Here is a 24,285-nt window from a genome sequence, read left to right as displayed (position 1 = left end):
CGCCCGTGGCGCACGGCGCCGCAGCCGGCGCGCGCGGCAACCGCCACCGGAGCGGAAGGATCGCGGTCAATCCGTGAACGCGATCTGGTATGCCGCGATCTGGCGCGCGTGCGTTGCATTGTGGAGCTGGCGCAGTCGCTCGACCTGCGCGAGCGAGGCGGCCATCACCGCCGCCGGCGCGAGCTGGTCGGCGCGGTGCAGCGCCACCACGGTCGCATCGTCGAGCGCCGCCAGCGCCTCCTCGTCGAGACCGTAAAGCCCGGCAACGACATGCTCGCGCCCGTCGCTCAGCTGGAGCGTGATCGACAGCGGCCGGATCACCCGCAGCCGGGCATAGTCGTCGATCAGCGCCTGCGCCGCGGCGATGTCGGCAACGATCCGCTCCAAACCGGCGCGGATGTCTGCCAGGATCGGCGCAGGAGACCGGTCGGCCGCGAACAGCGCTTCGCCCCGCGCGCCCATCGCCGGATCGGCTTCGTCGACCGCCAGCCCGCCGGCCCCCGCCGCATCGAGCCGGAAGCCCGTCAGCGAGGCGGCGCGCGGCAGATAGGTCGCCCGCATTTCCCCGTCGTGCCAGAACAGGTTGCGCGGCTCGATCAGCCCGAGCAACGCGATCAGCGTGAAGCGGCCGGTCTGCGCATCCTTGACCAGGCACAGCGGCATGTCGGCGGCGGCGAGCGCGATTTCCGACAGGCCGATCTGGACGAACTGCCGCGCGGCCGCACCCGCCATCGCATCGCTGTGGAGCGCATGATGGCGCATGGGATCGAGCATCACGATGCGGCTCATACCGCCTGCAGCCCGTGTTCGCGGATCGCGCGCAGCAGGTCGCGATTGCGTGGCATCTGCGCCACCGCATCGGCGCGCATCCGCTCGATCCGCCCCGTCCAGCGCCGCGCGATCGCTGCGTCGGGAGTCGTCGCGGCAATGGCCGGATAGTGCGTCTCGAAGCCCATGCCGTGCAGGACATATTGATAGCTCGGCCAGGAGAACACTTCGCGTGCATGGGCGAAGTCCTGCGGCGCCGGCGGATGCTCCCGCCACAGCGCGAGCCGTTCCTTGAGCGAATCCGGGATCGAACGCGCCGCGGCATTGTCGCGCCAGAACGCGGTGTCGACGCGCTTGGTGATCGCATAATGCAGCTTCAGGAATTCGATGATCCGCGCCCAATGGTGGGTGAACGATTCGTTGAACTGGCGGGCGGCGGTGTCCATTGCGGCGCGGGTGCGCGGCAAGCGATCGGCGATCGCGTCCATCGATGCCTCGATCAGCATCAGCGCGGATGCTTCGAGCGGTTCGAGGAACCCCGCCGACAGCCCGACCGCAACGCAATTGTTCTGCCAGAAGCGCTCGCGGTGGCCCGCCTCGATCGTGATCCGCCGGGCCGACAATTGTTCGGCGGCGGGGCCGACATAGGCGCGCAAGGCGGCTTCCGCCGCATCGTCGTCGATATGTGCGCTGCTATAGACATAGCCGGTGCCGCGCCGCGCCCACAGGCCGATGTCCCAGATCCAGCCGGCGTCCTGCGCGGTCGACACGGTGTGGCTGGTGATCGGCGCGTCCTCCTCGGCATAGGGCACTTGCATCGCGATCGCGCGATCGGCGAACAGGACGTCGCGACACGACCGGAACGGGACGTCATAGACCTTGCCGATCAGCAGCGCGGCAAATCCCGTGCAGTCGACGAACAGATCCCCCGCCACGCTGCCGCCATCGGCCAGTTCGAGGCGCGCAATGTCGCCATTGTCGGCCATCGTCACGCCGGTGACATCGGCGACGATGTGCTCGACCCCGAGCCTGCCAACCGCGTGGTCGCGCAGCAGCGTAGCGAACTTGCCTGCGTCGAGATGGTAGGCGTAATTGGCGACACCGCCATATTCGGGCGCGGTGATCGTCTTGGGCGCAAGCCCCGCATCGCACAGCGCGGCCTGGAAATCGGCCCAGTCGGCAAATGCCCGATCGGGCGCCGCGCCGGCGAGATGCTGCCAATGCGGCGACAGATTGACCTCGGTCGCCCCCGCCGGGGGATTGAGCGGGTGGTAATAGGCATCGCCCGGCGACCCGTCCTTCCAGCCGACGAACTGCGCCCCCTGTTTGAAGGCCGCGTCGCACGACCGCAGGAAGTCGGTTTCGCCGATGCCGATCTTGGCGAGCGTGTTGCGCATCGTCGGCCAGGTGCCCTCGCCGACGCCGATCGTCGGGACGGTCGAGGATTCGACGAGCTTGACGACGATGTCGTCGGTGCCGCGGGCGTGGCGCGCCGCCAGCCGCGCCGCCGCGATCCACCCTGCCGAACCACCGCCGACCACCACGATCGTCCGGATCGCGCCTGTTCGGGCCTCGCCTTGCTGCGTTTCCATGCCACTCTCCCTGCGCCCACTATAGCTGTGATTACGGTGTCAGAAAGACGCTTGATTAACCGGACAAATGCAATATCATTTCCATGTTAAATTCGTGCAGTGATACGAAAAACACATAAAGGGGAGAGGGTATATGTCTGGTTTTTCAGGCGCGACGTCCATTGAACGGCGTATCGCACGGGTGATGGGCGGATCGGGCATCGCGGTCTTCGCACTGTTTGCCGCCACCACGCCGGCGCTGGCGCAGCAGGCGCCGTCGGCAGCACAGGCCCCCGCCGCTACCGCGCCGACCGCACAACAGGATGTGGCGGAGGCTACCGCCGAGGACATCGTCGTGACCGGCATTCGCGCCAGCCTTGCCTCGTCGGCGGCGCAGAAGCGCAATGCCTCGGGTATCCTCGATGCGATCTCGTCCGAGGATCTCGGCAAGTTCCCCGATGCCAACGTCGCTGAGTCGCTGCAGCGTATTCCCGGCGTCGCGATCGACCGCAGCAATGGCGAGGGCCAGCGCGTCACGGTGCGCGGCCTCGGGCCGGCGTTCAACACGGTGCTGTTCAACGGGCGCAGCTTCGCGTCGGACAGCTACAGCCGCGCCTTCTCGTTCGATCTCATCCCGGCCGAACTGATCAGCGGTGCGCAAGTGTACAAGAGCACGCAGGCGCCGCTGCAGGGCGGCGGTATCGGCGCGACGATCAACGTCCAGACGCCGCGTCCGCTCGATCTCAAGGGATTCAAGGGCGTCTTCGTCGCCAAGGGGCTGTACGAAAAGAACAGCAAGAAGGCGACGCCGCAGCTGTTCAAGTTGCTCAGCGATACCTTCGCCGACGGCAAGCTCGGCATCCTCGCGTCGCTCTCCTATCAGCGCCGCATCGCCTCGGTCGATGCGATCACCGATGACGGCTATCTGCCGGGCCAGTCCGTCGGGCCGGTCAACGCGCCGATCTACACCAATGTCTATGCCCCGCGCACCCAGGCGATCGGCAATACGGTCGACCGGCGCACCCGCCTCGGCGCGACGCTCGTCGCGCAATATGCGCCGAGCGACGAACTGACCTTCACCGTCGACGGCCTCTACAACCGGTTCAAGAGCGACCAGCAAGGCCATGCGCTCGGCAGCTGGTTCGAACCCTCGAGCTACACCGCGGCGACGATCGACAGCAACCGGACGATCACGTCGCTCACCACCAACGGCAATGCCGATTTCGTCTCGTCGGGGTCGGTCCGCGATACGACGACCTATGAATTCGGCGGCAATGTCGAATGGCGCCCGAGCGAGTCGGTCAAGGTGGTGCTCGATGCGAGCCAGTCGCGCGCCAAGAATTCGGCCGGCGGCAAGGGCTATTTCGTCGTGATCGGCACGCCGACGCAGTACAGCTTCAAGGCGCCGACGGGGAATGGCATTCCCTCGACCTTCGGCTATTCGGCCGGCGCGCTGACCAACCCGGCGCTCGGGCGGACGCACATCGCCGGCATCGGCGGCGACGACGTGACCGAGAAGGTCACCGAATATCGCCTCAATACCGAGTGGAAGGCGGAATCGGGCGCGCTCAAGACGCTGCGCTTCGGCCTGATGCGCACGGCGCGCGACAAGACCGACGTGCCGATCGCGTCGAACCCGAACATCGGCTGTTTCTATTGCGGCTATCTGACCCCGGCAGACCCTTCGCTGCTGTCACCGTTCACGGTGCAATCGTTCGGTGGCGGCGCCGTTCCCACCACCTTCCTGCAGTTCGATCCGCAAGCGTATTTGAAGTTCCTCACCAGCCCGGCGGCGACGCTGGCGATCGATGCGGCGCGCGGCCTCCGCCCCGGCACGATCGGGGCGCTTTACGCCGCGAGCAACGGCTATGCCGCGACGCCGCAGCCATCGACGCAAGTCAAGGAAGTCGTCTACGCAGGCTATGCCGACGTCGATTTCGCAGGCGATCTGGGCGGCGTGCCATGGTTCGTCAACATCGGCGCGCGCTACGAACATACCGAGGTTCGCTCGTTCGGCCAGCAGCAGCAATTGCTCGATCTGGTGCAGAACGATCCGACGATCTACACCGGCGTCTACGCCAATAACGGCGCTGCGGTGAGCATCGACAAGTCGTCGTCCTACGACACCTTCCTCCCCAATCTGAACGTGCGGGTGAATCTGGCGCCGAAGTTCCAGGCGCGTTTCGCGGCGTACAAGTCGCTCACCCGTCCCGCGCTCAGCGATCTCGCGCCGAGTCTCACCTATACCACGCTGCGCCCGGCAACGCTGACGGCCGCTGGCGGCAATCCCGACCTGAAGCCGTACCGGGCGACCAACTTCGACCTGTCGTTCGAATTCTATCCGACGCGGACGACGACGCTGTCGGCGGCGGTGTTCTACAAGCATGTCGAGGATTTCATCACCCAGGTGTTCGCGCCCGAAGTCTTCACGATCGCCAACGCGCAGAACATCTCGGGTCAGTTCGTCAGCGGGAAATCGGCGACGTTCAGCGTCAAGCGGCCGCGCAACGGCGGTTCGCTCGACATTCGCGGGCTCGAGCTGAACGCGGTGCACTCGCTCGACTGGGCGCCGGGTTTCCTGAGCGGTTTTGGCGTGCAGGCAAACGCGACCTTCGTCAGCAGCAACCGGCCGTTCGACGTCACCAAGACCAACCAGTCGTTCGCCGCCGAGGGGATCGGCAATTCGCAGAATGCGACGGTCTTCTACGAGAAATACGGCGTGTCGGCGCGGATCGCCTATAACCGCCGCGAGAAGTTCCTGCAGACGCTTGCGGGTGGCCCGGGCAACGAGCCGGTGTTCGTGCGGACCTATGGTCAGTTCGACGGCAGTGCCGCCTACAGCGTCACCGAGAATGCGCAGATCTTCATCGAGGGCACCAACCTGTTCAACGCCAAGTACGTCACGACCGGGCGCTTCGACAATCAGGTGCTGAACTATCAGAACACCGGGCCGCGCTACGATATCGGGTTCCGCCTGAACTTCTGAGCAGGGCAGGGTGGCAAGACTACGGGGCCGGCGCGATGCGCCGGCCCCGTTTTCGTGTGTGCAGCGACGCGAACAGCGTCCTCGGGCGGTCTGTTATCGGAGGGCCGGGAGGCCGCTGCGACTCTTCTCCCTGAGAGGGAGGGGCAGGGGGTGGGTGGGCTTCCAGTCGCGCGTCACGCCCGCCTTATGCCGACCCGCCCCCGACCCCTCCCTTCCAGGGAGGGGAGACCGAAGCGCCTCTATCAAGCCCGAAGAGTCGTCCCGGATCCTATGCCGCGGCCCGCGCCCGACGGGCCGAGCCGATCAGCAGCGTCGCCCGTCCACCCAGCACCAGCCGATTGACCGCCAGCGCGACGCCGACGCTTGCGAACAGCGTCACCGCCATCATGTGGATATAGTGCAGCGGCGACCAGACGAAGGTCGAGAAGCCATAAAGCGCAAGGCCGAACAGCATCCCCGAGATCGCCGCGCGCGGATCGACCCCGCGGAACAGGAGCGCCACCACGAAAACCGACAGCACCGGCATCGAGATCAGCCCGTTGAGCTGCTGCACCAGGTTGATGATGCTCGGCGCGCCGTCGTAGAACGGCACGATCGCGATCGCGAGGATCACGAAGCCGACGATGCTCCACAGATTGAGCTTGGCGACATTGGGGTTGGGATTCACGAACTTCTCGTGAATGTCGCAGACGTAGAGCGCAGCCGACGAATTGAGCAGGCTGGTGAAATGCGCCAGCACCGCCGATGCGATTGCCGCGGCGAAGATGCCCGACAACCAGTTGGGCAGCACGTGCCACACGATCTTGCCATACGCCGCATCGCCGAGATGGCCGAACAGCTTGTACGACACCACGCCGGGAATGACGACGATCGCCGGCACCACCAGCAACCGGATCACCGTCGCCGCGACCACGCCCTTCTGCGCCTCGCGCAGGTTCGGTGCGGCCATCGCGCGCTGCGTGATCGTCTGGTTGGTCGACCAGTAGAAGGTCTGGATGAAGATCATCCCCGTCAGCAGCGTTGGCCAGGGGATCGGCGAATCCGGGCCGCCGATCATCGAGATCCGTTCGGGCGGAATGCCTGAAAAGTCCCAGTGGATCGCGGCGAGCGACAGGAACACGACGAGCATCGCCATGAACAGCAGCAGGATGCCGCTATAGGTATCGACCACCGCCGCGGCGCGCAGGCCCCCGAAGATCGCATAGAGCGACCCGGCCACCCCGAAGATCGCCGCCAGCAGCACGGTCGGAATCGGCAGCGCGAACATCGACTTCATCATCAGCGCGCCCGAATAGAGCACGATCGGCTGGAACACCGCGATATTGCCGAACAGGAACATCGCGGCGATCACCGCGCGGACGTTCTTGTCGCCATATTTCTTTTCGAGCAGCTCGGTTACGGTGGTGCAGTCGTTGCGATAATAGATCGGCAGGAACACCCAGGCGAGGATGCTGAGGCCGACCACGCCCGACAGCTCCCACCACGCGAGCAACGCCATCTGGTTGCCGTTCATCCCGAGCAACTGGTCGGTCGACAAATTGGTGATGGTGATCGAGCCAGCGATGTAGAGCCAGGACAGCCCGCCGCCGGCGAGGAAGAATTCCTTGTTGCTGTTGCCTGCGTGGCGCGCCTCGCCGCGGCATTTGAGATAGGTGATGAAGGCGATCGCGGCGGTCAGGGCGGCGGCGATCCAGGCCTGGGTCAGCTGCAGGTTCATTTCGCCACCGTCGGCAAGTCGTGATGCAATTCGAGCCCGAGCGCCCAGCGGCGCTGGAAGCCCGGCCAATACCCCTTCGACCCCGCATCGTCGGGCGCGGCGAACCGGGCGCCGACGCTCGCCCCCTGAGCGAGCGGCCAGACGCCGTCGTCAGCCTTCAGCGTCGGCACCGCGAGGAAAGCGGCATGCGCCGCGTCGCCCTTGAGCGTCGCGTCGAGGAAGGCGGTGACGAAATGCCGGTTGATCGCGAGGATCCGGTCGCGGCGCCACACTGGCTCCTCGAGCTGCTCGACCTTCGCAAAATCGACCGCCGGCAGGCCGGTGGTGCCGTCGCCGGCAATATTGTGGTGCGCATTCTGGTACACGAGCATCCGCCGGTCCGCGCCCGTCATCTGGCCGTAGAGCCAGGCCACCCCGTCGGTGTAGCCGCTGACATCGTCATGATCGCCGACGACGAGCAGCGTCGGCGTCTTGATCTGGCCGAGCGCGGCGCCGGTCCAGGCGCGCAGCGGCGTGCCGCCGCCCCATGGCGCGAAGGCGACGATCGCCTTGACCCCGGCGGGCGCTCCCTGCGTGACCAACGGGGCACCGGCGGCATAGGGCGCGAGCAGTCCGCCGGGCGCGATCTTGTACAAGGTGCTGGCAGGGTCGAACCCAGCGCCGGCGGTGGCGAGCGCGCCGAAGCCGCCCATCGAATAGCCCATCAGCGCGATCCTGGTGGCGTCGTAGGTGCCCGCCAGCGGACCGCTGCCTGCGCGGCGGGTGAGCTCGGCGATGACGAAGCGCTGGTCGGCGCTGCGGCTGATGACGGTCATGCCGAACGCGGCGAGCTGCGACAGCTTGGTATCGCGCGGGGCGTCGGCATGGTCGATCGAGGCGACGACATAGCCGCGCGACGCGAGATGCTCGGCGAGATCGGCAAAGCCCGTCGCCCAATTGTGGAAGCCGTGCGAGAACACCACCAGCGGGAAATGCCCGCGGATCGGCGCGGCGGCGAGGGAAGCGGTGCCGGTGCGCCCGCCGATCGCCTGCGGTCCGGGCTGGTAGGGCACATAATGCGCCGCCACGCCGCGCGCCGGGCGCGTCGCAGGGTACCAGATCGTCAGCGGAAGCACGCGGTCGTGCCGCGCGATCCCGTTGGCAGCGAGCGTCAGGAGATCGGGCTGGTCGGGATTGGTGACGTCGATCCGCTGCACCCCGACCGTATAGGACCCCGGCACTGCGAGTTGCGGCGCATCGGGCAAGGCCTGTGGGAGCGCAGGGGTTGCCACCACCGCCGCCGCCAGCGTCAGTCCGGCGCCGATCCGTTTCATCCAGCCGCTCATGCCCGTTCCCTCCAGATTGCCACGTCGCGCGCGCCGATCTCTCGGCCGCCGATCAAGAATGTTGTACCCTCCGGTGCCGGGGCGGTGGCTGGCACCGCGCCGTAATTGAGCGCGAAGACGAGGTCGCCCCGCCGCCGGAGCCGCAGATCGTCGGGAAGGCGCAGCGTCGCCACGCCCGCCTCGGCACACAGTGCCTCGAGCAGGTCGGTGGTGAAGGCCGTATCGCTCAGCGTCGCCAGATACAGCACGCGGCCGCGGCGCAGCAGCGCGGCCCCGCCATCGTCATAGCGTGCCAGCGTCTCGACCCCGTCGCCGGGCTCGACCGTCTCGCGCCAGAATCCCGATGGGTAGGACCGACCGTTCCACGCGAATGCGTCCTCGCACCCCGGACGCAGCGTCTCGACCGACAGCACGCGCATCGGCAGCAGCGCGCGCAACGGCCCCGGTGGCAACCCCTCGGGATAGGTCAGCTCGGGCGTCTTCGCACCCGAGCGCGGCCCGAACAGCACGATCGCCCCGCCGCTCGCGAGCCGTTCGGCCATGCCCGGGCGCGGCATCGCCAGCGCGGGCACGACGATCAGCGCGTAATCCGCCGGGTCGCTATCGGGCGCGATGAAGTCGACATCGACGTCGATGCCGCGCAGCGCCGAATAATGCTGCAGCAGGATGCTCGTGTAATCATAGCTCTGGCCCTGCTGCTCGATCTCGCCGAGCCATTGCGCCTCGACATCGACCACCAGTGCGACGCGCGCACGCGTCGCCGGCGTGGCATTGAGGTCGAGCAAGGCGAGATCGCGCACCACCGCCTCGATCTCGGGCCAAGCGGCGGCTTCGCTGCTGTCGGGGCGGAGCAGGCCGGCGTGCATCTGCTCCTGCGCGAACGGCGCCTGCCGCCAGCGAAAATAGCTCACCACGCCGGCACCATGCGCGAACGCCTCGAGCGTCCACAGCCGCACCATGCCCGGCGCGGGCGCGGGGTTATGCGTCGCCCAGTTCACCGGCCCGGGCTGCTGCTCCATGATCCAGAACGCACCCGGCGCGAGCCCGCGCGTCTGGTCGAAGTAGAACGCGCTGTAATCGGGGTGGCCGGTGCGCATGAAGCGCTTGAAGTCGGCCGGCGCAGCATCGGCCATGCGCAAGTCGGTGCGGCCGAGCGGGTAATTGTCATACGAGGCGAAATCGAGATCGCGCGCGAGCCGGTGATTGTCGATCCCGGTCTCGTCCATCGGGATGAAATTGTGCGTGACGAACCGGCCGGGCGACAGGCGCCGCAGCACCTCGACTTGCGCATCGTGGAAGCGCACGACTTCGTCCGACGAGAAGCGATACCAGGCGAGGCGATGCGCCGGGCTGGTCTCGGTCACCGCGCCGACGGGCAGCTCGATCTCGTCGAAGCTGCGATATTCCATCGACCAGAAGACGTTGCCCCAAGCATGGTTGAGCGCAGCGACATCGCCATAGCGGTCGCGGCACCACAGCCGGAACGCGTCGCGCGCGACGGGCGAGGCGCTCAGCGTGGTGTGGTGGCAGCACAGTTCGTTGTCGGTCTGCCACCCAGCGACGCCGGGATGCGCGCCATAGCGCTCGGCGAGCGCGGTGACGATCTTGACCGCGGCATCGCGATAGACGTCGCTCGAAAAGTCATAGTGCCGGCGTGAGCCGAAGCCCCGCGTGCGGCCGGTCGCAGGATCGACGGGCAAGATTTCGGGATGCGCGTCGATCAGCCATTTCGGCGGGGTCGCGGTCGGCGTGCCGATCACGACCTTCAGCCCGGCAGCGGCGAGCGTCGCAAGCGCTGCATCGAACCATTCGAAATCATATCGACCGGGATCGGGCTCGAGCCGCGACCACGCGAATTCGCCGATGCGAACGTAGCGCAAGCCGAGCGCCGCCATGCGCCGCGCATCGTCTGGCCACTGGTCGCGCGGCCAGTGTTCCGGATAATAGCAAACCCCGAGCACGTCGCTCTCCTCCCGCCGCTTTCACCGAAGCGGTGTTTGTGCACCCATCTCGCGCCGTTCTCGTGACGAGAAGCAGCCGGCGGGGTATACGAGCATATTTATCGGATAAATTGACCGGGTCAATCGCTCCGGATAGCGTTGTCAGAAAAATTGACCCTTGCTTTAGAGAGACATCGCCAATGCCAGCTGCCGCACCGCTGCCCGCCTTCGTTCGGCTCGATGGAGCACGGACCAGCTTGGTAATCGATTGTCGGGGCGGGGCGCCGGTGGTGCTGCACTGGGGCGCTCGGCTCGCCGAAAGCGCCGATCCGGCGACGCTCGCTTTGCTCGGCGCGCGCGAGGAAGCGCCATGCTCGCCCGCACAGACGCCGCCATTGTCGCTCACGCCCTTGATCGGCACGGGGTTTCCGGGACGGCCGGGGCTGTCGTGCCACCGGGACGGGCAGGGCTGGGCAAGCTGGACGGAGATCGTTGCCGTCCAATGCGGTGAGGACAGCGTCGAGATTGTCTCGCGCGACGCGGCCAATGGCATGACGCTGCGCCATACCCTCCGGCTTGCGGCGGCGGGCGACGTGCTGCGCGCATGCACCACGGTGACCAACGATGGCGCGACCCCCTTGGCGATCGAGGCGTGCGACGCCCCCGCGCTGCCGGTGCCGGCGGCGGTGTCCGACTGGGTGCTGTTCGACGGGCGCTGGTCGGGCGAGTTCCAGATGCAGCGCGTCGCACGCACGATGGGCGCGGTGTCGCGCGAGAACCGCCGCGGACGGACCAGCCACGATGCCTTCCCGGCGCTTCTCGCCGAGGTCGCGCCGTGCGGCGAGCAACTCGGCGAAGTATTCGGCTTCCACCTCGCATGGAGCGGCAACCACCGGCTCTGGGCCGAGACGCTGTCCGACGACCGCGCCTATGTCCAGCTCGGCGAACTGCTCCTGCCCGGCGAGATCCGCCTCGCGCCTGGCGCTGCGTATGCGAGCCCCGAACTCGTCTGCGCCTGGTCGGACCGAGGGCGCAGCGGCCTCTCCCAGGCGATCCACGCCCATGTCCGCGCGCGTCCACAGCATGCGCGGCTGCGCGCGAAGCCACGCCCGGTGCATTACAACACTTGGGAGGCGGTCTATTTCGACCATGATCCGGCCAAGCTCATCGCGCTCGCCGAGCGCGCCGCGGCGATCGGGGTCGAGCGCTTCGTGCTCGACGACGGCTGGTTCCCCGCGCGGCGCAACGATCGCGCCGGGCTTGGCGACTGGACCGTCGATCGAAGCGTCTATCCAGAGGGGCTTGCGCCGCTGATCGAGCGCGTGCGCGCGCTCGGGATGGAGTTCGGGCTGTGGGTCGAGCCCGAGATGGTCAATCCCGACAGCGACCTGTTCCGCGCGCATCCCGAATGGGTGCTGGCGACCCCGCCGGCACCGCAGCTCGGCTTTCGCCACCAGCTTGTGCTCGATTTCGGCCGTGCCGAGGTGCGCGACCATCTGTTCGCCGCGATCGACGCGCTGCTGCGCGACCATCCCGTCGCGTATCTCAAATGGGACATGAATCGCGATCTCAGCCACCCCGGCGACGCCGATGGCCGAGCGGGAGCACATGCCCATGTTCGCGGGCTGTACGACCTGCTGGCGCGTCTTCGTGCGGCACATCCTGCAGTCGAGATCGAAAGCTGTTCCAGCGGGGGCGGGCGCGCCGATCTGGGCATTCTCGACCTGACCGACCGGGTGTGGACGTCGGACACCAACGATGCGCTCGATCGCCTTGCGATCCAGCGGGGGCTGTCGACCTTCCTGCCGGCCGAAGTGCTGGGCGCGCATGTCGGCCCGACCGATTGCCACATCACCGGCCGGCGCGTTTCAATGGCAACGCGCGTGGCGACGGCGCTGTTCGGGCATTTCGGTGTCGAGGCCGATCTCGGCGCGTTGAGCGAGAGCGAGGGCGCCGAACTCGCGGCCGGGATCGCGCTCCACAAGCGGCACCGCGCGCTGATCCATTCGGGCGATCTCGTCCGGCTCGATCGCGGGGAGGGCGAAATCGCATTCGGGATCGTCGCCGCCGACCGTGGCGAGGCGGTGTTCAGTTACACCCAGGTGCGCGAACAGCGCGGCTATTTCGCCGATCCGCTCCGGCTGGCGGGGCTCGATCGCGAGGCGGACTATCGCGTGCGCTGGGTTTGGCCGGTTGAGCCCGTCGTCGGGTCGCCGCTGTTCGCGGCCTTGCGCGATGGCTTGATCGTGTCGGGCCAGTCGCTGATCGCAGTTGGCCTGCAACCGCCACGCTTGAAGCCACAAGCGGGGTTCCTGCTCCACGTCGAACGGGTCTGACGTCGGGCGCTGGAGCCCGTCGAAGGTTCCCGCCCGGCTTTATCCCTGCACTGGATTGGGGACTTCGATCTCCCGGCGCTGGGCACTCGCGCCCAGCAGGCCGAGCGGACCGGCGAGGCCGCGCAGGGCGTATCCCGCTAGCGCACCTTACTGCGCCATCTGGCGGGGATGCTTGCGTGCCCAATCGCGGTTCAGCGCAAGCGCCGCAAGCGTGCAGAGCGCCCCGGACAACAAATAGGCGCCAACCGACATCAATCCGAACGTGCTCGCCAGCCATAGCGCCGCAAGCGGTGCGAAGGCGGCGCCGATGAACCAGGATGCGGTCGCGGTCGTGCCCGCGCCCGTGTAGCGGTGCCGGGGCGAGAAGCTGCCGTTGACCGCCCCCGAAGACTGGCCGAACGACAGGCCGAGCAGGACGAAGCCCAGCATCATGTACGTCCATTCCCCCGCCGCCCCGCGGCCGAGCAGTTGCGGGGCAAAGCCGCTGTAACCGGCGATCAGCGCGGCCGAGACGCCGAGCAAGGTGCGGCGGCCGACCCGGTCGGCGATGACGCCGGACAGCGTTACCGCGACGAGGCAGACCAGCGCACCGACCAGCTCGATCACCAGGAAGCGAACCGGCGGCTCCCCCGAGGTGAGCACGAACCACGACAAGGGGAATACGGTGACGAGGTGGAACAACGCGAAGCTCGCCAGCGGCGCGAACGCCCCGAGCACGACCGTACCCCCTTCTTCGCGAACCAGCGCGGAAAGCGACGATGGCTGCAGCTCGCGGCTTTCGAACAGCTGCTGGAACCCTGGTGTCGAGATCAGCCGCAGTCGTGCGAATAACGCCACCACGTTGATGACAAAGGCGACGAAGAAGGGAAAGCGCCAGCCCCAATCGAGGAAATCAGCGGTGCTGAGCGCGCTGAGCAGATACGCGAAGACCGCGGCGGCCACGAACAAGCCGACGGGGGCGCCGAGCTGCGGGATCATCGCAAACCAGCCGCGGCGCCCGGCGGGCGCGTTGAGCGACAGCAGTGCCGGAAGGCCGTCCCAGGTGCCGCCGAGCGCGAAACCCTGCCCGATGCGGAACAGCGCCAGCAGGATGACCGCCCAGGCGCCGGCCTGCGCGTGGCTGGGGACGAAGGCGATCGCCGCGGTCGATCCGCCGAGCAGGAACATCGCGGCGGTCAGTTTGACGCCGCGGCCGTGCTTGCGGTCGATCCAGATGAAGGCCAGTGCGCCGATCGGTCGTGCGATGAAGGCAAGCGCGAAGAGTGCGAACGAATAGAGCGTGCCCGTCAAGGCATCGACGTACGGGAAGATGACCGACGGAAAGACCAGCACCGACGCGATCGCAAAGACAAAGAAGTCGAAGAATTCCGACGACCGCCCGATGATCACCCCGACGGCGATGTCGCCCGGTCGGACCTGATGGTCGCGCGCGTTGATCAGCTGCGCATCGCGCTCCAAGGGGGTCGAGTTCCCCGCGTCGAGTGCCGTCCCTACCATCGCGTTCCGTCCTATCTGCTCAGTCGTGTTTTGCAGCGACTGCGGCGGCACGCCGTGATCGATCAGCGATGCCGACACTCCCGCTGTAGCGATTCACAAACCGCAAAACTTTGATCGCGGACAAAGTTCTGCATTCGTTCAGCGGCTACGCGTCAGGCATGGGCAGCATAACATCACATCGCATCCGCACGGCCTTGCGCCTTCCCCTCCTAGGGATTCCGGCATTGCTGAGCGGTTGCAACATGGTGGTGTTGAATCCGACCGGTGATATTGCCCTGCAACAGCGCAACCTCATCCTGTTCGCGACCGGGATCATGCTGCTGATCATCGTGCCGGTGATGGTGCTGACAGTGCTTTTCGCCTGGCGGTACCGCCGCGGCAACCCCAACAAGGTCTACGATCCCAATTTCGACCATTCGACCACGCTCGAGCTCGTGATCTGGGCATGCCCGTTGCTGATCATCATCGCGCTCAGCGTCGTGACCTGGACGAGCACGCATCTGCTCGATCCGTTCCGCCCGCTCGAGCGTCTGTCGGCGGGCCGGCCGATCGCGCCCAACACCAAGCCGCTCGAGGTGCAGGTCGTCGCGCTCGACTGGAAATGGCTGTTCATTTATCCCGAACAGGGCATCGCCACCGTCAACGAACTGGCGCTGCCGGTGGACGTGCCGGTACACTTCTCGATCACGTCGACGAGCCAGTTCAGCACCTTCTACGCGCCGACGATGGCCGGGATGATCTACGCCATGCCGGGCATGCAGTCCGTGCTCAACGCGGTGCTCAACCAGCCCGGCGACAGCTGGGGCTATTCGGGCAATTATACCGGGCGCGGTCACACCGAGATGCGCTTCAAGCTGCGCGGCATGGCACCGGCGGATTTCGCGCGCTGGGTCGCCCGGGTGAACGCCAGCAAGGGCACGCTCGCCGCGGCCAATTATGGCGCGCTGGAGAAACCCAGCATCAAGGTGCCAGCGCTGTATTTCGGGTCGGTCATGCCGGGCTTGTTCGACCGGGTGGTCAATCGCTGCGTCGCCCCGGGTGCGCCATGCACGATCGACGTGATGCGCCGCGACATGGCGCGCAGTCGGGGCGATGTTGCGGGCCGCAGCGCCGCGCCGCTGCATGGCACCACGCCGACTCCGGCGCTCTTCAAGGCCCCCGAGGACAAGGGCACGGGGCCCAACGTCACCAAGCCGGCCAAACCCGGCGCACCCGGCGAGCGCAAGCAAGGCGATCCGCGCAATCGCGATCTGTCGGCCACGCAGCCTTTCCTCGCCCCCGGTGCGCTTCGCACCGCGCGGTCTGATCCCCAAGCATCGGGACACTCATGAGCGATCATCTTCTCAAATCGATCTTCGGGCGGCTGACCTGGGAATCGTTTCCGCTGCACGAACCGATCCTGCTGGGGACGTTCATCGTCGTCGCGGCGCTCGGCCTCGCGCTTTTCGGCGCGCTGACCTACTTCCGGCTGTGGGGCTATCTGTGGACCGAATGGTTCACGAGTGTCGATCACAAGCGGATCGGCATCATGTACGTCATCCTCGGCATCATCATGCTGCTGCGCGGATTTTCGGATGCGCTGATGATGCGCGCACAGCAGGCGATTGCCTTCGGCGACAACCAGGGTTTCCTCGAGGCGCATCATTACGATCAGATCTTCACCGCGCACGGTACGATCATGATCTTCTTCGTGGCGATCCCGCTGGTGGTCGGCCTGGTCAACTTCGTCATGCCGCTGCAGCTCGGCGCGCGCGACGTGGCCTTTCCGTTCCTCAATAATCTCAGTTTCTGGCTGACCGCGGCGGGTGCGGTCCTCGTGATGATTTCGCTGTTCGTCGGCGAGTTCGCCAGCACCGGCTGGCTCTCTTACGCACCGCTCGCCGGGCTGGCGTACAGCCCCGAAACGGGGGTCGATTACTATCTGTGGTCGCTGCAGATCGCCGGTGTCGGCACGACGCTGTCGGCGATCAACATGGTCGCGACCGTCATCAAGATGCGCGCGCCCGGCATGACGATGATGAAGATGCCGGTGTTCTGCTGGACGGCGTTGTGTTCGAACGTGCTCGCGATCGCCATCTTCCCCGCACTGACCGCCGCTTTCTTCCTGCTCATGCTCGATCGCTATATCGGCACGCACTTCTTCACCAACGAGCTCGGCGGTTCGCCGATGATGTATTGGAACATGGTGTGGATCTGGGGGCACCCGGAAGTCTATGTCCTCGTCCTCCCCGCATTCGGCATCTATTCGGAAATCACCTCGACCTTCACGGGCAAGCGGCTCTTCGGCTATACGTCGATGGTCTATGCGACCGTGGTGATCACGATCCTGTCGTATCTCGTCTGGCTGCACCATTTCTTCACCATGGGTGCGGGACCGAGCGTCAACAGCTTCTTCGGCATCGCCACGATGGTCATCGCCATCCCGACCGGCGCCAAGATCTTCAACTGGCTGTTCACCATGTATCGCGGCGACATCCGCTTCGAACTGCCGATGATGTGGGTGGTGGCGTTCATGCTGACCTTCGTGGTCGGCGGGATGACCGGCGTGCTGCTAGCGATTCCGCCCGCCGATTTCGTGTTGCACAATTCGCTGTTCCTGGTGGCGCATTTCCACAACGTGATCATCGGCGGCGTGGTATTCGGGCTGTTCGCCGGGATGGTCTATTGGTTCCCCAAGGCGTTCGGCTTCAAGCTCGACGAGTTCTGGGGCAAGGTCGCCTTCTGGGGCTGGGTGATCGGCTACTGGGTCGCCTGGACGCCGATCTACGTCGTCGGACTGATGGGCACCACGCGCCGCGTGAACCATTTCGACGATCCCACGCTGCAACCCTATTTCATCGTCGCCGCGATCGGCGCGCTCATCATCCTGGTCGGCATCCTCGGCTTCGTGATGAGCATCGTGATGGGCTTCGTGAAGCGCGACCAGCTGCGCGATCTGACCGGCGACCCGTGGGACGGCCGCACGCTCGAATGGTCGACCACCTCGCCGCCGCCAGCGTACAACTTCGCCTTCACGCCGGTGATCCACGATCTGGATGCGTGGTACGACATGAAGAGCCGCGGTTACGAGCGGCCCGCCGGGGGCTATCGCCCGATTCACATGCCGCGCAACACCGGCGCCGGAATCATCCTGGCCGGACTCGCGCTCAGCCTCGGCTTCGGCATGGTGTGGTACATGTGGTGGCTCGCCGCACTGAGCTTCGCCGGGCTGATCGTCGTCGCGGTGGCGCATACCTTCAACTTCGCGCGCGACTATTTCATTCCGGCGGACGAGGTCGCGCTGACCGAGAGCAAGCGCCACCAGCCGGCCGTGGGAGCCTGACATGACCGACCACACGCGCCTCCCGAGCGACGCCGCGCCGAGCTGGCACCTGGCCGAAGACGACGATCACGATTCCGGCGGCAACGGTGCCACCGTGCTCGGCTTCTGGATCTACTTGATGAGCGACGCGCTGATCTTCGCGTCGCTGTTCGCGATGTTCGGCGTGGTCCGGACGAATTATGCCGGCGGGCAGATGCCGCATGAGATCTTCGAGCTGCCGCTCGTCGCGCTCAACACCGCGTTGCTGCTGGCGTCGTCGATCACCTTCGGCCAGGCGATGCCGCATATCGAAGCCGGGCGGGTCCGCGCGACCCGCTTTTGGCTGGCGGTGACCGGCCTGCTCGGCGCTGGCTTTATTGGCATCGAACTGTACGAATTCTCGACGCTGATCGCCGAAGGCGCAGGGCCGCAGCGTAGCGCCTTCCTCTCGGCCTTCTTCACGCTCGTCGGCACGCATGGCGCGCACGTCACGATCGGGCTGCTGTGGATCGGCGTCATACTCGTCCAGCTCGGGCAGCACGGCCTCAGCCAGCCGATGAAGCGCCGGCTGATCTGCCTGTCGATGTTCTGGCACTTCCTCGACATCATCTGGATCGGTGTCTTCACCTTCGTCTATCTGTTTGGAGTCCTCCGGTGAGCCAGCCCTCGATCGCGCCAGAAACCGCACATGGCGCCACGTCCGGCCACAGCCAGCGGGGCTACCGCATCGGCACGATCCTCGCGATCATCCTGACGGCGGTGCCGTTCTGGCTGGTGATGTCCGGAGTGCTGCACGATGCGCAGACGACAGCGGCGCTGATCTTCGCCATGGGCTTTGCCCAGATCATCGTTCACGTGCTTTGCTTCCTGCATCTCGACACGCGATCCGAAGGCGGCTGGACGTTGCTCGCTTTCCTGTTCACCACGGTGATCGTCGTGTTGACGATCGCCGGGTCGATCTGGGTGATGTATCACCTCAACGCCAACATGATGCCGATGCCGATGCCTGGCGGCCTGGTGATCCCGGCGCACTGAGCGCGGACACCACCCGCGCGAGGGTGCCTCGTTCGCGACGCGGCCTACCTGCCTGACGCCTTCGGCATATACCTAGGTATGCCGAATTGATGCAGGTTTATCATCTCGTGGGCGTATGAAACTTCCTATGCTCAGCATGGATATCTGCGCCGATGATACGGCACCCGACCCGAGGGTGTGCGCGAGCGTGATGCGCAGCGAACGCGCGGCATTGGATACGATCGGGCGGTATAAAAACGTTTCTCGTGGCGAAACGGTGATCTGGGCCGGTGACGAAAGCACCATCTGCGGCAATTTGCTGTCCGGCGTGCTCAAGCTCGTCGCCTGCACCACGCAGGGTCGTGAGCAGATCGTCGGGCTGCTGTACCCAGCCGATTTCGTCGGGCAGCCCTATCCAGGGCGCGCTGAATTCACGATCACGGCGATGACGGATGCCGAGTTATGTGTCTACTCGCGCAGAGCATTCGAGCGGCTGCTGACCGATCAGGCCGGGATGGAGCGCTTGTTGCTTCAGCGCACATTGGCAGCCCTGAACATTGCCCGTCGGCAGATGTGGACGCTGGCCCGGACGTCGGCGGCTGAAAAGGTCGCAGGGTTTTTGATCGACATGACCTCACGCACAGCGTCGAGCGGATGCAGGGCGACCTACGACGCCCCGGTGACCTTCGATTTGCCTTTGTCGCGCGGACAGATCGCCGACGTCCTGGGGCTCACCATTCAAACGGTGAGCCGGCAGATGACCCATTTGAAGGCGGCCGGGATTATTCGGCTTCCCGGCGGACGCGCGATCACGATCACGGACTCGATCGGACTGGAAGCGCGGGCGGTCGCTGCTTAGCGGCCTGGCGTACCGCGTCATCGTACCGCGCGCGATCTCGGGTCGCTGCCGAGCAGGGTGCCCGGGGGTATGGTCGCTCGCGCTCCTCGATCCGGGGGGCATGGACGCAATATATGCGATCTTCATTCGATTACGCGCACGGATGACCGATGCGTTTGGCGAGGTCTCCGCGAAGCCGACGGCGTTGCGGTGCCGGCAACCCGAAGATGCCTGGACCGCGCCCGCAATCATCGAACGCTAGCTCGGTCGGACCGAGATGTGCATCCGAATGTATGATTGTGCCGCTTAGAGGTTGTCGGCAAGTTCCGTCAGCTATGCTTAACAGATCGTTCAAAGACGTCGATGGAGGTATTCGGACGCGCCTGGTCCAGGGGCCGATCCAGCTGACCTTCGCATCGATTGTGCGTCAGCGTTGAACGCGCTTGTTTTTGACGACGATCTGATCGCCGAGCTCGATCGATCCGTCGGCGCTGCAGGTCGCAATGCCTTGTTGTCCGAACTCGCAGACTGGACCGAAAAGATCGGAGACCGGCTCGATCTGTTGATCGGCGCGGGGGACTTGAAGGGCGCGCGTCAAGAGGCGCATTTGCTACGAAACGCGACCGCCCGTGTCGGTGCCTTCCGCTTGATCGACTGTCTGGTCGAGGTGGAACTTTATGCTGGTGTGCAGCTGACCGAAGCCGTCTTTGCCTCGAAGCTCGCTGGTGCTGTCGAGGAATTCGTCCAACACGCACGGCTCTTTGCCGGTCAATCGTTCGCCATCAATTCCCATACGACCGTGGCGGTGATATCGCCGCCGCCGTAAATCGGCGTAAAATCGTGTGTACGCGGGGGGGCGTACACAGGGGCGGCTTTGGCTCACCAACCCGGTGCATCCGGCAAGACATGCAGTCGCATGATTTGTTAACCATTTATCGGCACGTCGTTAGGTAATTATCCGTAGGGGCGAGTATGCGGCACCTTCCTGACAAGGCGATGAATAGGCGCAGTCCCGGCGGCGCCGCGACGCCATATCCGACCACACACTCATGGCGCCCGATGCTTCAAACGTCGCTATGCCAATCCCGATGATACCGACGGCCGAAGATTTACGGATCGCCTCGCTTCGAGAACACGCCATTCTGGGAACAGAGCGCGAAGACCGTTTCGACCGGATCGCGAAGCTTGCAGCGGGGTATTTCAAGGCGCCGATCGCGCTGGTTTCGTTGATCGACGAACAGCGCCAGTGGTTCAAGGCGTGCATCGGCCTCGACGTCGGTGAGACGCCGCGCGATTGGGCCTTTTGCGATCATGCGATCAATCTGGCCCCTGGCTCGGTCATGGTGGTCGAGAACGCGCTTGCCGACGCCAGGTTCGACACCAACCCGCTGGTCTTGGGCGCGCCCGCTATCCGCTTTTATGCTGGGGCTGTCCTGACGACGTCGGATGGGCACAATCTCGGCACCTTGTGCGTCATCGATACGGAGCCCAGGCCGCGCCCCAGCGAGGCGGATATCGACTATCTTCGGTCGCTTGCGCAACTGGTCGTCGACCAGCTCGAACTGTCGAAGGCACGGTCGATCCTCGACGAGCAGAACCGCCTGTTACGGACCGCCGAGGCGATGTCCGGCGTCGGCCACTGGCGTTTCGATCTCGTTGCGCAAAAAGTCATCTGGTCTGACGAAGTCTTCCGAATCCACGGTCTTCCGGTTTCCCAAGCGGTCCCGGACTATGAGGCAATCCAGAAGTTATACCATGAGGACGACCGCGAAACGCTGACGCGGTTCGTCGCGAACGCGGTCGAAACCGGCGAAGGCTATGATTTTGGATTGCGAATCCGCCGGCCCGACGGAGAAATCCGTCACGTGATCGCGCGCGCCGAGTGCTCCGCCGATGCCAGCGGCAAAACGACGTCGCTCTTCGGCGTATTCCAGGACGTTACCGCGCAACATCTGGCCGCCGCCTGCGTCGCCGAAAGCGAGCGCCATTACCGGCTGCTCGCGGACAATGTCAGCGACGTGATCGCGCTCTATGGGGCAGACGGCATCTTTCGCTACGTTTCCCCGTCGGTCACCGATTTGCTCGGTTACGTACCCGACGACCTGATCGGCAAAACCCCGTTTGCGTTCATGCATCCGGATGATCACGCGCGCGTCGCCGAAGCGTTCAGCGCGGCATCGGTCGCGGGGGACGGACGGACGATCGAATATCGCGCGCTCACCAAAGCGGGCGAGGCGCGGTGGCTCGAAGCACGCCCGAAATTCCATTGGGATCGCGCGGGCAAGCTGCTCGAAATCTCGGATTCCGTGCGAGACGTGACGGCGCGCGTAACCGCGAAGCGGGCGCTGGAGGACAGCGAAACGCGCTTCAGGCGCCTGGCAGAATCGGCCCCGATCGGCATTTTCAGGGCCGACGCCGACGGCAACGTCACCTACGTCAATCGCGAGTGGGTCGCCAAGGTCGGTCTCAGTTTCGAGGAATCGCTGGGCAATGGGTGGATGCGGGCCTTGGCCGATCCGACGCCCTTTATCGAGCGGCCGGCATGGATCGGCTTCGTTCCGGGTGAAGTCCGCGTCCGCCAATCGAAGTTCAAGCGCGCCCAAGGCGGAGAGATGTGGGTCGAAACGGTCAACAGCGCCGAATTCGACGACCAAGGTAGCCTGACGGGGTTCATCGGCGCGGTCATCGACATTACCGAACAGCGTCAGTCGCAGATCGACCTTGCCGAGAGCAAACGCCTTTTCGAGACGCTGGCCAGCCTGTCGCCGGCGGGCATCTTCCGAACCGATTCATCGGGCAACTGCACCTATGTCAACGACGCATGGCTGAAATTGTCGGGGTTGGTCGAAGCCGAGGCGTTCGGGAGCGGTTGGGCGTCGGCGATCCACCCCGATGATCGGGATCGGCTCTTCGGGGATTGGATCGGCGCAGTCGAACAGCGTATCGGTCTGCGGAGTGAATTTCGCTTTCAGCACCGCGATGGTCGCACATGCTGGGTCGAAGTGATTAGCGAACCCGAGATTGACGAGCATGGCAGCCTGGTGGGCTATATCGGCGTCAACATCGACATCACCCAGCGCAAGCTGGCGGAGAAGGCGCTCGGCGAGCGCGAGGAGCAGCTCAGCCTGTTGGCCGCGAACGCCACCGATGCCGTATTTCGGCTAAGCCTCGACGGAACGTGCATCTACGCGTCGCCTTCGGTCGCCAGGTTGCTTGGCGTCGATCCCGCAGGCCTCATCGGCCGGAACATGTTGACCAGATTCCATCCCGAGGATGCAGCACGGGTCAATGCGCAGTATAAGCGGCTTGCGACGGGGGATGAGGACCAGCTGATCGTCGCGTATCGGGCCGAGCCGATTGACCGGCCCGGAATCTGGGTGTGGCTCGAGGCAAACAGCGGCTTGGTGCGAGATCCGGCGACGGGATTGCCTTCGGAGATCATCGTTTCGGTGCGCGACATATCCGAACGCAAGCGCCTCGAACTCGATCTCGAGCGCGCGCTCGCCGCCGCGGAGGGCGCTGCCGAGGCGAAGACGAGCTTTCTCGCCAATATGAGCCACGAAATCAGGACGCCGATGAACGGTGTGCTCGGGTTTACCGAGTTGCTGCTTGCGGATACGCTGACCCCCGACCAGCGGCGCAAGGTCGAACTCATCGCCGACTCCGGCACCGCCATGATGCGCTTGCTCAACGACATTCTCGATCTGACGAAGATCGAGGCGGGACAGTTGGTCATCTTTCACGATGTGGTCGACCTGCCGCATCTCGTCGGCGCGTGCATCAAACTGATGGCGCCGCTCGCGCTCGGGAAATCGCTGCCGATCACGTTCTCGATGGCCGACGGCGTTCCCTCGAACATCATCGGCGATGGTCTGCGCTTGCGGCAGATCATCCTCAATCTGCTCGGCAATGCGATCAAGTTCACGACGGTCGGATCGATCACGATCCGGGCCGAGGTGCAGGGCGCGATGCTCTCGCTCAGTGTCGAAGACACGGGCATCGGCATCGATGAGGACCGGCAGGCTGCCGTTATGGGGAAATTCGTGCAGGCCGAGGACGGCACGGCGCGGCGGTTCGGCGGGAGCGGGCTTGGCCTCAGCATCAGCGCGGAGTTGTCGCAGCTGATGGGCGGGACGCTGACCCTCAACAGCACGAAAGCCGTCGGCACGACGCTGACCCTCGCGCTTCCGCTCCGCGTGGCCGAAGACCAGGCACGAATTGCACGCACTGCCGATCAGGCGAAGCAGAGCGATGCCGTCTCGTCTGACTTGGGCTTGCATATCTTGGTTGCCGAAGATCATGAGATCAATCAGCATTTGGTCAAGGCGATGTTGGCTCGGCTCGGGTGCAAGACCACCATCGCGCAAAACGGTGCCGTCGCCGTGGCCGCGGTCGACCAGATGATCAGGTCGGGCGAGGCGTTCGATCTGGTCCTCATGGATATGCAGATGCCGACGCTCAACGGCGTCGATGCCACGCAGCGCATCCGTGCCGCGGGGGTCGATACCGCGATGCTTCCGATCGTTGCGTTGACGGCCAACGCCTATGAATCGGACATCGAGATGTGTCGTAAAGCCGGGATGCAGGATCATCTCAGCAAGCCGATTACGATCGACGCCCTTCGCGCCGTGATCCAGAAATACCGTCGTGCGTCCGATCCGGCACCCGGGGATGCCGCTCCGTTTCGAGTCAGCAGCGCGCTCGCGAAGAAATTCGCGGATCGGACCGACCGCCTGATCGCCAGGATCGAGACCGTCGTCGCGGCCGGAGACCTGGATCCGCAGACCGCGGACGAATTGCAGGACGAGCTCCACAAGGTCGCCGGCAGTGCGGGGTTCTTCGATGACGACGGCATGGGCGAAATCGCTGCCGAATTCGCCGAGACGCTGGCGCGGCTTCCCATCCCGGAAAAGCTGGCGTTTCTAAGCGCTGGAATGCCACGGCTGCGAAGATCGGATCCAGCGGTCTGGTGAGCCGAGCTTGCACCACATT

15 protein-coding genes are annotated in these 24,285 nt (G+C 65.3%); 9 read left to right on the top strand and 6 right to left on the bottom strand.

What is annotated here, in order from left to right:
• Positions 1-66: 66 nt before the first annotated feature.
• The gene (locus IE187_RS08760) at positions 67-774 is read right to left on the bottom strand and encodes a SapC family protein (protein ID WP_229839361.1); all 708 of its coding nucleotides are present in this window, start codon (positions 772-774) and stop codon (positions 67-69) included.
• An 11-nt stretch (positions 775-785) separates the two neighbouring features.
• Positions 786-2,360 carry a tryptophan halogenase family protein gene (locus IE187_RS08755; RefSeq protein ID WP_189675915.1) on the bottom strand — a complete coding sequence of 525 codons (1,575 nt, stop codon included), beginning with the start codon at positions 2,358-2,360 and terminating at the stop codon, positions 786-788.
• 133 nt (positions 2,361-2,493) lie between these two features.
• On the opposite strand from IE187_RS08755, the gene IE187_RS08750 reads away from it, so the two are divergent.
• Entirely contained in the window at positions 2,494-5,325 is a 2,832-nt protein-coding gene (locus tag IE187_RS08750) for a TonB-dependent receptor (RefSeq protein ID WP_189675914.1), read from the top strand.
• 268 nt (positions 5,326-5,593) lie between these two features.
• Here IE187_RS08750 and IE187_RS08745 read toward each other — a convergent pair whose 3' ends face one another.
• The 3 genes from IE187_RS08745 to IE187_RS08735 are packed head-to-tail and all read right to left on the bottom strand — an operon-like array spanning position 5,594 to position 10,328.
• A complete protein-coding gene (locus tag IE187_RS08745) occupies positions 5,594-7,042 on the bottom strand; it encodes an SLC5 family protein (protein WP_133186245.1) in 1,449 nt (482 codons plus the stop codon).
• The gene (locus tag IE187_RS08740) at positions 7,039-8,367 is read right to left on the bottom strand and encodes an alpha/beta hydrolase family protein (protein ID WP_229839314.1); all 1,329 of its coding nucleotides are present in this window, start codon (positions 8,365-8,367) and stop codon (positions 7,039-7,041) included. The genes IE187_RS08745 and IE187_RS08740 overlap by 4 nt, the downstream gene beginning before the upstream one ends.
• Complete coding sequence (locus IE187_RS08735; protein ID WP_189675913.1) at positions 8,364-10,328, bottom strand: beta-galactosidase; 1,965 nt, start codon at positions 10,326-10,328, stop codon at positions 8,364-8,366. Before IE187_RS08735 ends, IE187_RS08740 begins: the two co-directional genes overlap by 4 nt.
• A gap of 179 nt (positions 10,329-10,507) precedes the next feature.
• Here IE187_RS08735 and IE187_RS08730 point away from each other — a divergent pair, with 179 nt between their 5' ends.
• Complete coding sequence (locus IE187_RS08730; RefSeq protein WP_189675912.1) at positions 10,508-12,643, top strand: alpha-galactosidase; 2,136 nt, start codon at positions 10,508-10,510, stop codon at positions 12,641-12,643.
• A 147-nt stretch (positions 12,644-12,790) separates the two neighbouring features.
• Here the strand turns inward: IE187_RS08730 and IE187_RS08725 are convergent, their stop codons facing one another.
• A complete protein-coding gene (locus IE187_RS08725) occupies positions 12,791-14,140 on the bottom strand; it encodes an MFS transporter (RefSeq protein ID WP_189675911.1) in 1,350 nt (449 codons plus the stop codon).
• Between the two features lie 158 nt (positions 14,141-14,298).
• On the opposite strand from IE187_RS08725, the gene cyoA reads away from it, so the two are divergent.
• From cyoA to IE187_RS08690, 7 genes are all read left to right on the top strand, one after another.
• On the top strand, positions 14,299-15,471 hold the full coding sequence (cyoA, locus tag IE187_RS08720; RefSeq protein ID WP_268249500.1) for a ubiquinol oxidase subunit II: 1,173 nt from the start codon (positions 14,299-14,301) through the stop codon (positions 15,469-15,471).
• Complete coding sequence (gene cyoB / locus IE187_RS08715) at positions 15,468-17,462, top strand: cytochrome o ubiquinol oxidase subunit I (RefSeq protein ID WP_189675909.1); 1,995 nt, start codon at positions 15,468-15,470, stop codon at positions 17,460-17,462. Before cyoA ends, cyoB begins: the two co-directional genes overlap by 4 nt.
• Position 17,463: 1 nt before the next feature.
• Complete coding sequence (gene cyoC, locus IE187_RS08710; RefSeq protein WP_189675908.1) at positions 17,464-18,099, top strand: cytochrome o ubiquinol oxidase subunit III; 636 nt, start codon at positions 17,464-17,466, stop codon at positions 18,097-18,099.
• Entirely contained in the window at positions 18,096-18,476 is a 381-nt protein-coding gene (cyoD, locus tag IE187_RS08705; protein ID WP_189675907.1) for a cytochrome o ubiquinol oxidase subunit IV, read from the top strand. Before cyoC ends, cyoD begins: the two co-directional genes overlap by 4 nt.
• 127 nt (positions 18,477-18,603) lie before the next feature.
• Positions 18,604-19,314 (top strand): Crp/Fnr family transcriptional regulator, encoded by a 711-nt coding sequence (locus tag IE187_RS08700; RefSeq protein ID WP_189675906.1) that lies wholly within the window; start codon positions 18,604-18,606, stop codon positions 19,312-19,314.
• Positions 19,315-19,726: 412 nt separating this feature from the next.
• Positions 19,727-20,119, top strand: a complete 393-nt coding sequence (locus tag IE187_RS08695; protein ID WP_189675905.1) for a hypothetical protein — start codon at positions 19,727-19,729, stop codon at positions 20,117-20,119.
• A gap of 262 nt (positions 20,120-20,381) precedes the next feature.
• Entirely contained in the window at positions 20,382-24,266 is a 3,885-nt protein-coding gene (locus IE187_RS08690; protein WP_189675904.1) for a PAS domain S-box protein, read from the top strand.
• Positions 24,267-24,285 lie beyond the last annotated feature (19 nt).

This window comes from Sphingomonas glacialis (assembly GCF_014653575.1).
GTDB classification, from domain to species: domain Bacteria; phylum Pseudomonadota; class Alphaproteobacteria; order Sphingomonadales; family Sphingomonadaceae; genus Sphingomonas; species Sphingomonas glacialis.
This window is presented reverse-complemented; position numbering and strand designations above follow the sequence as displayed.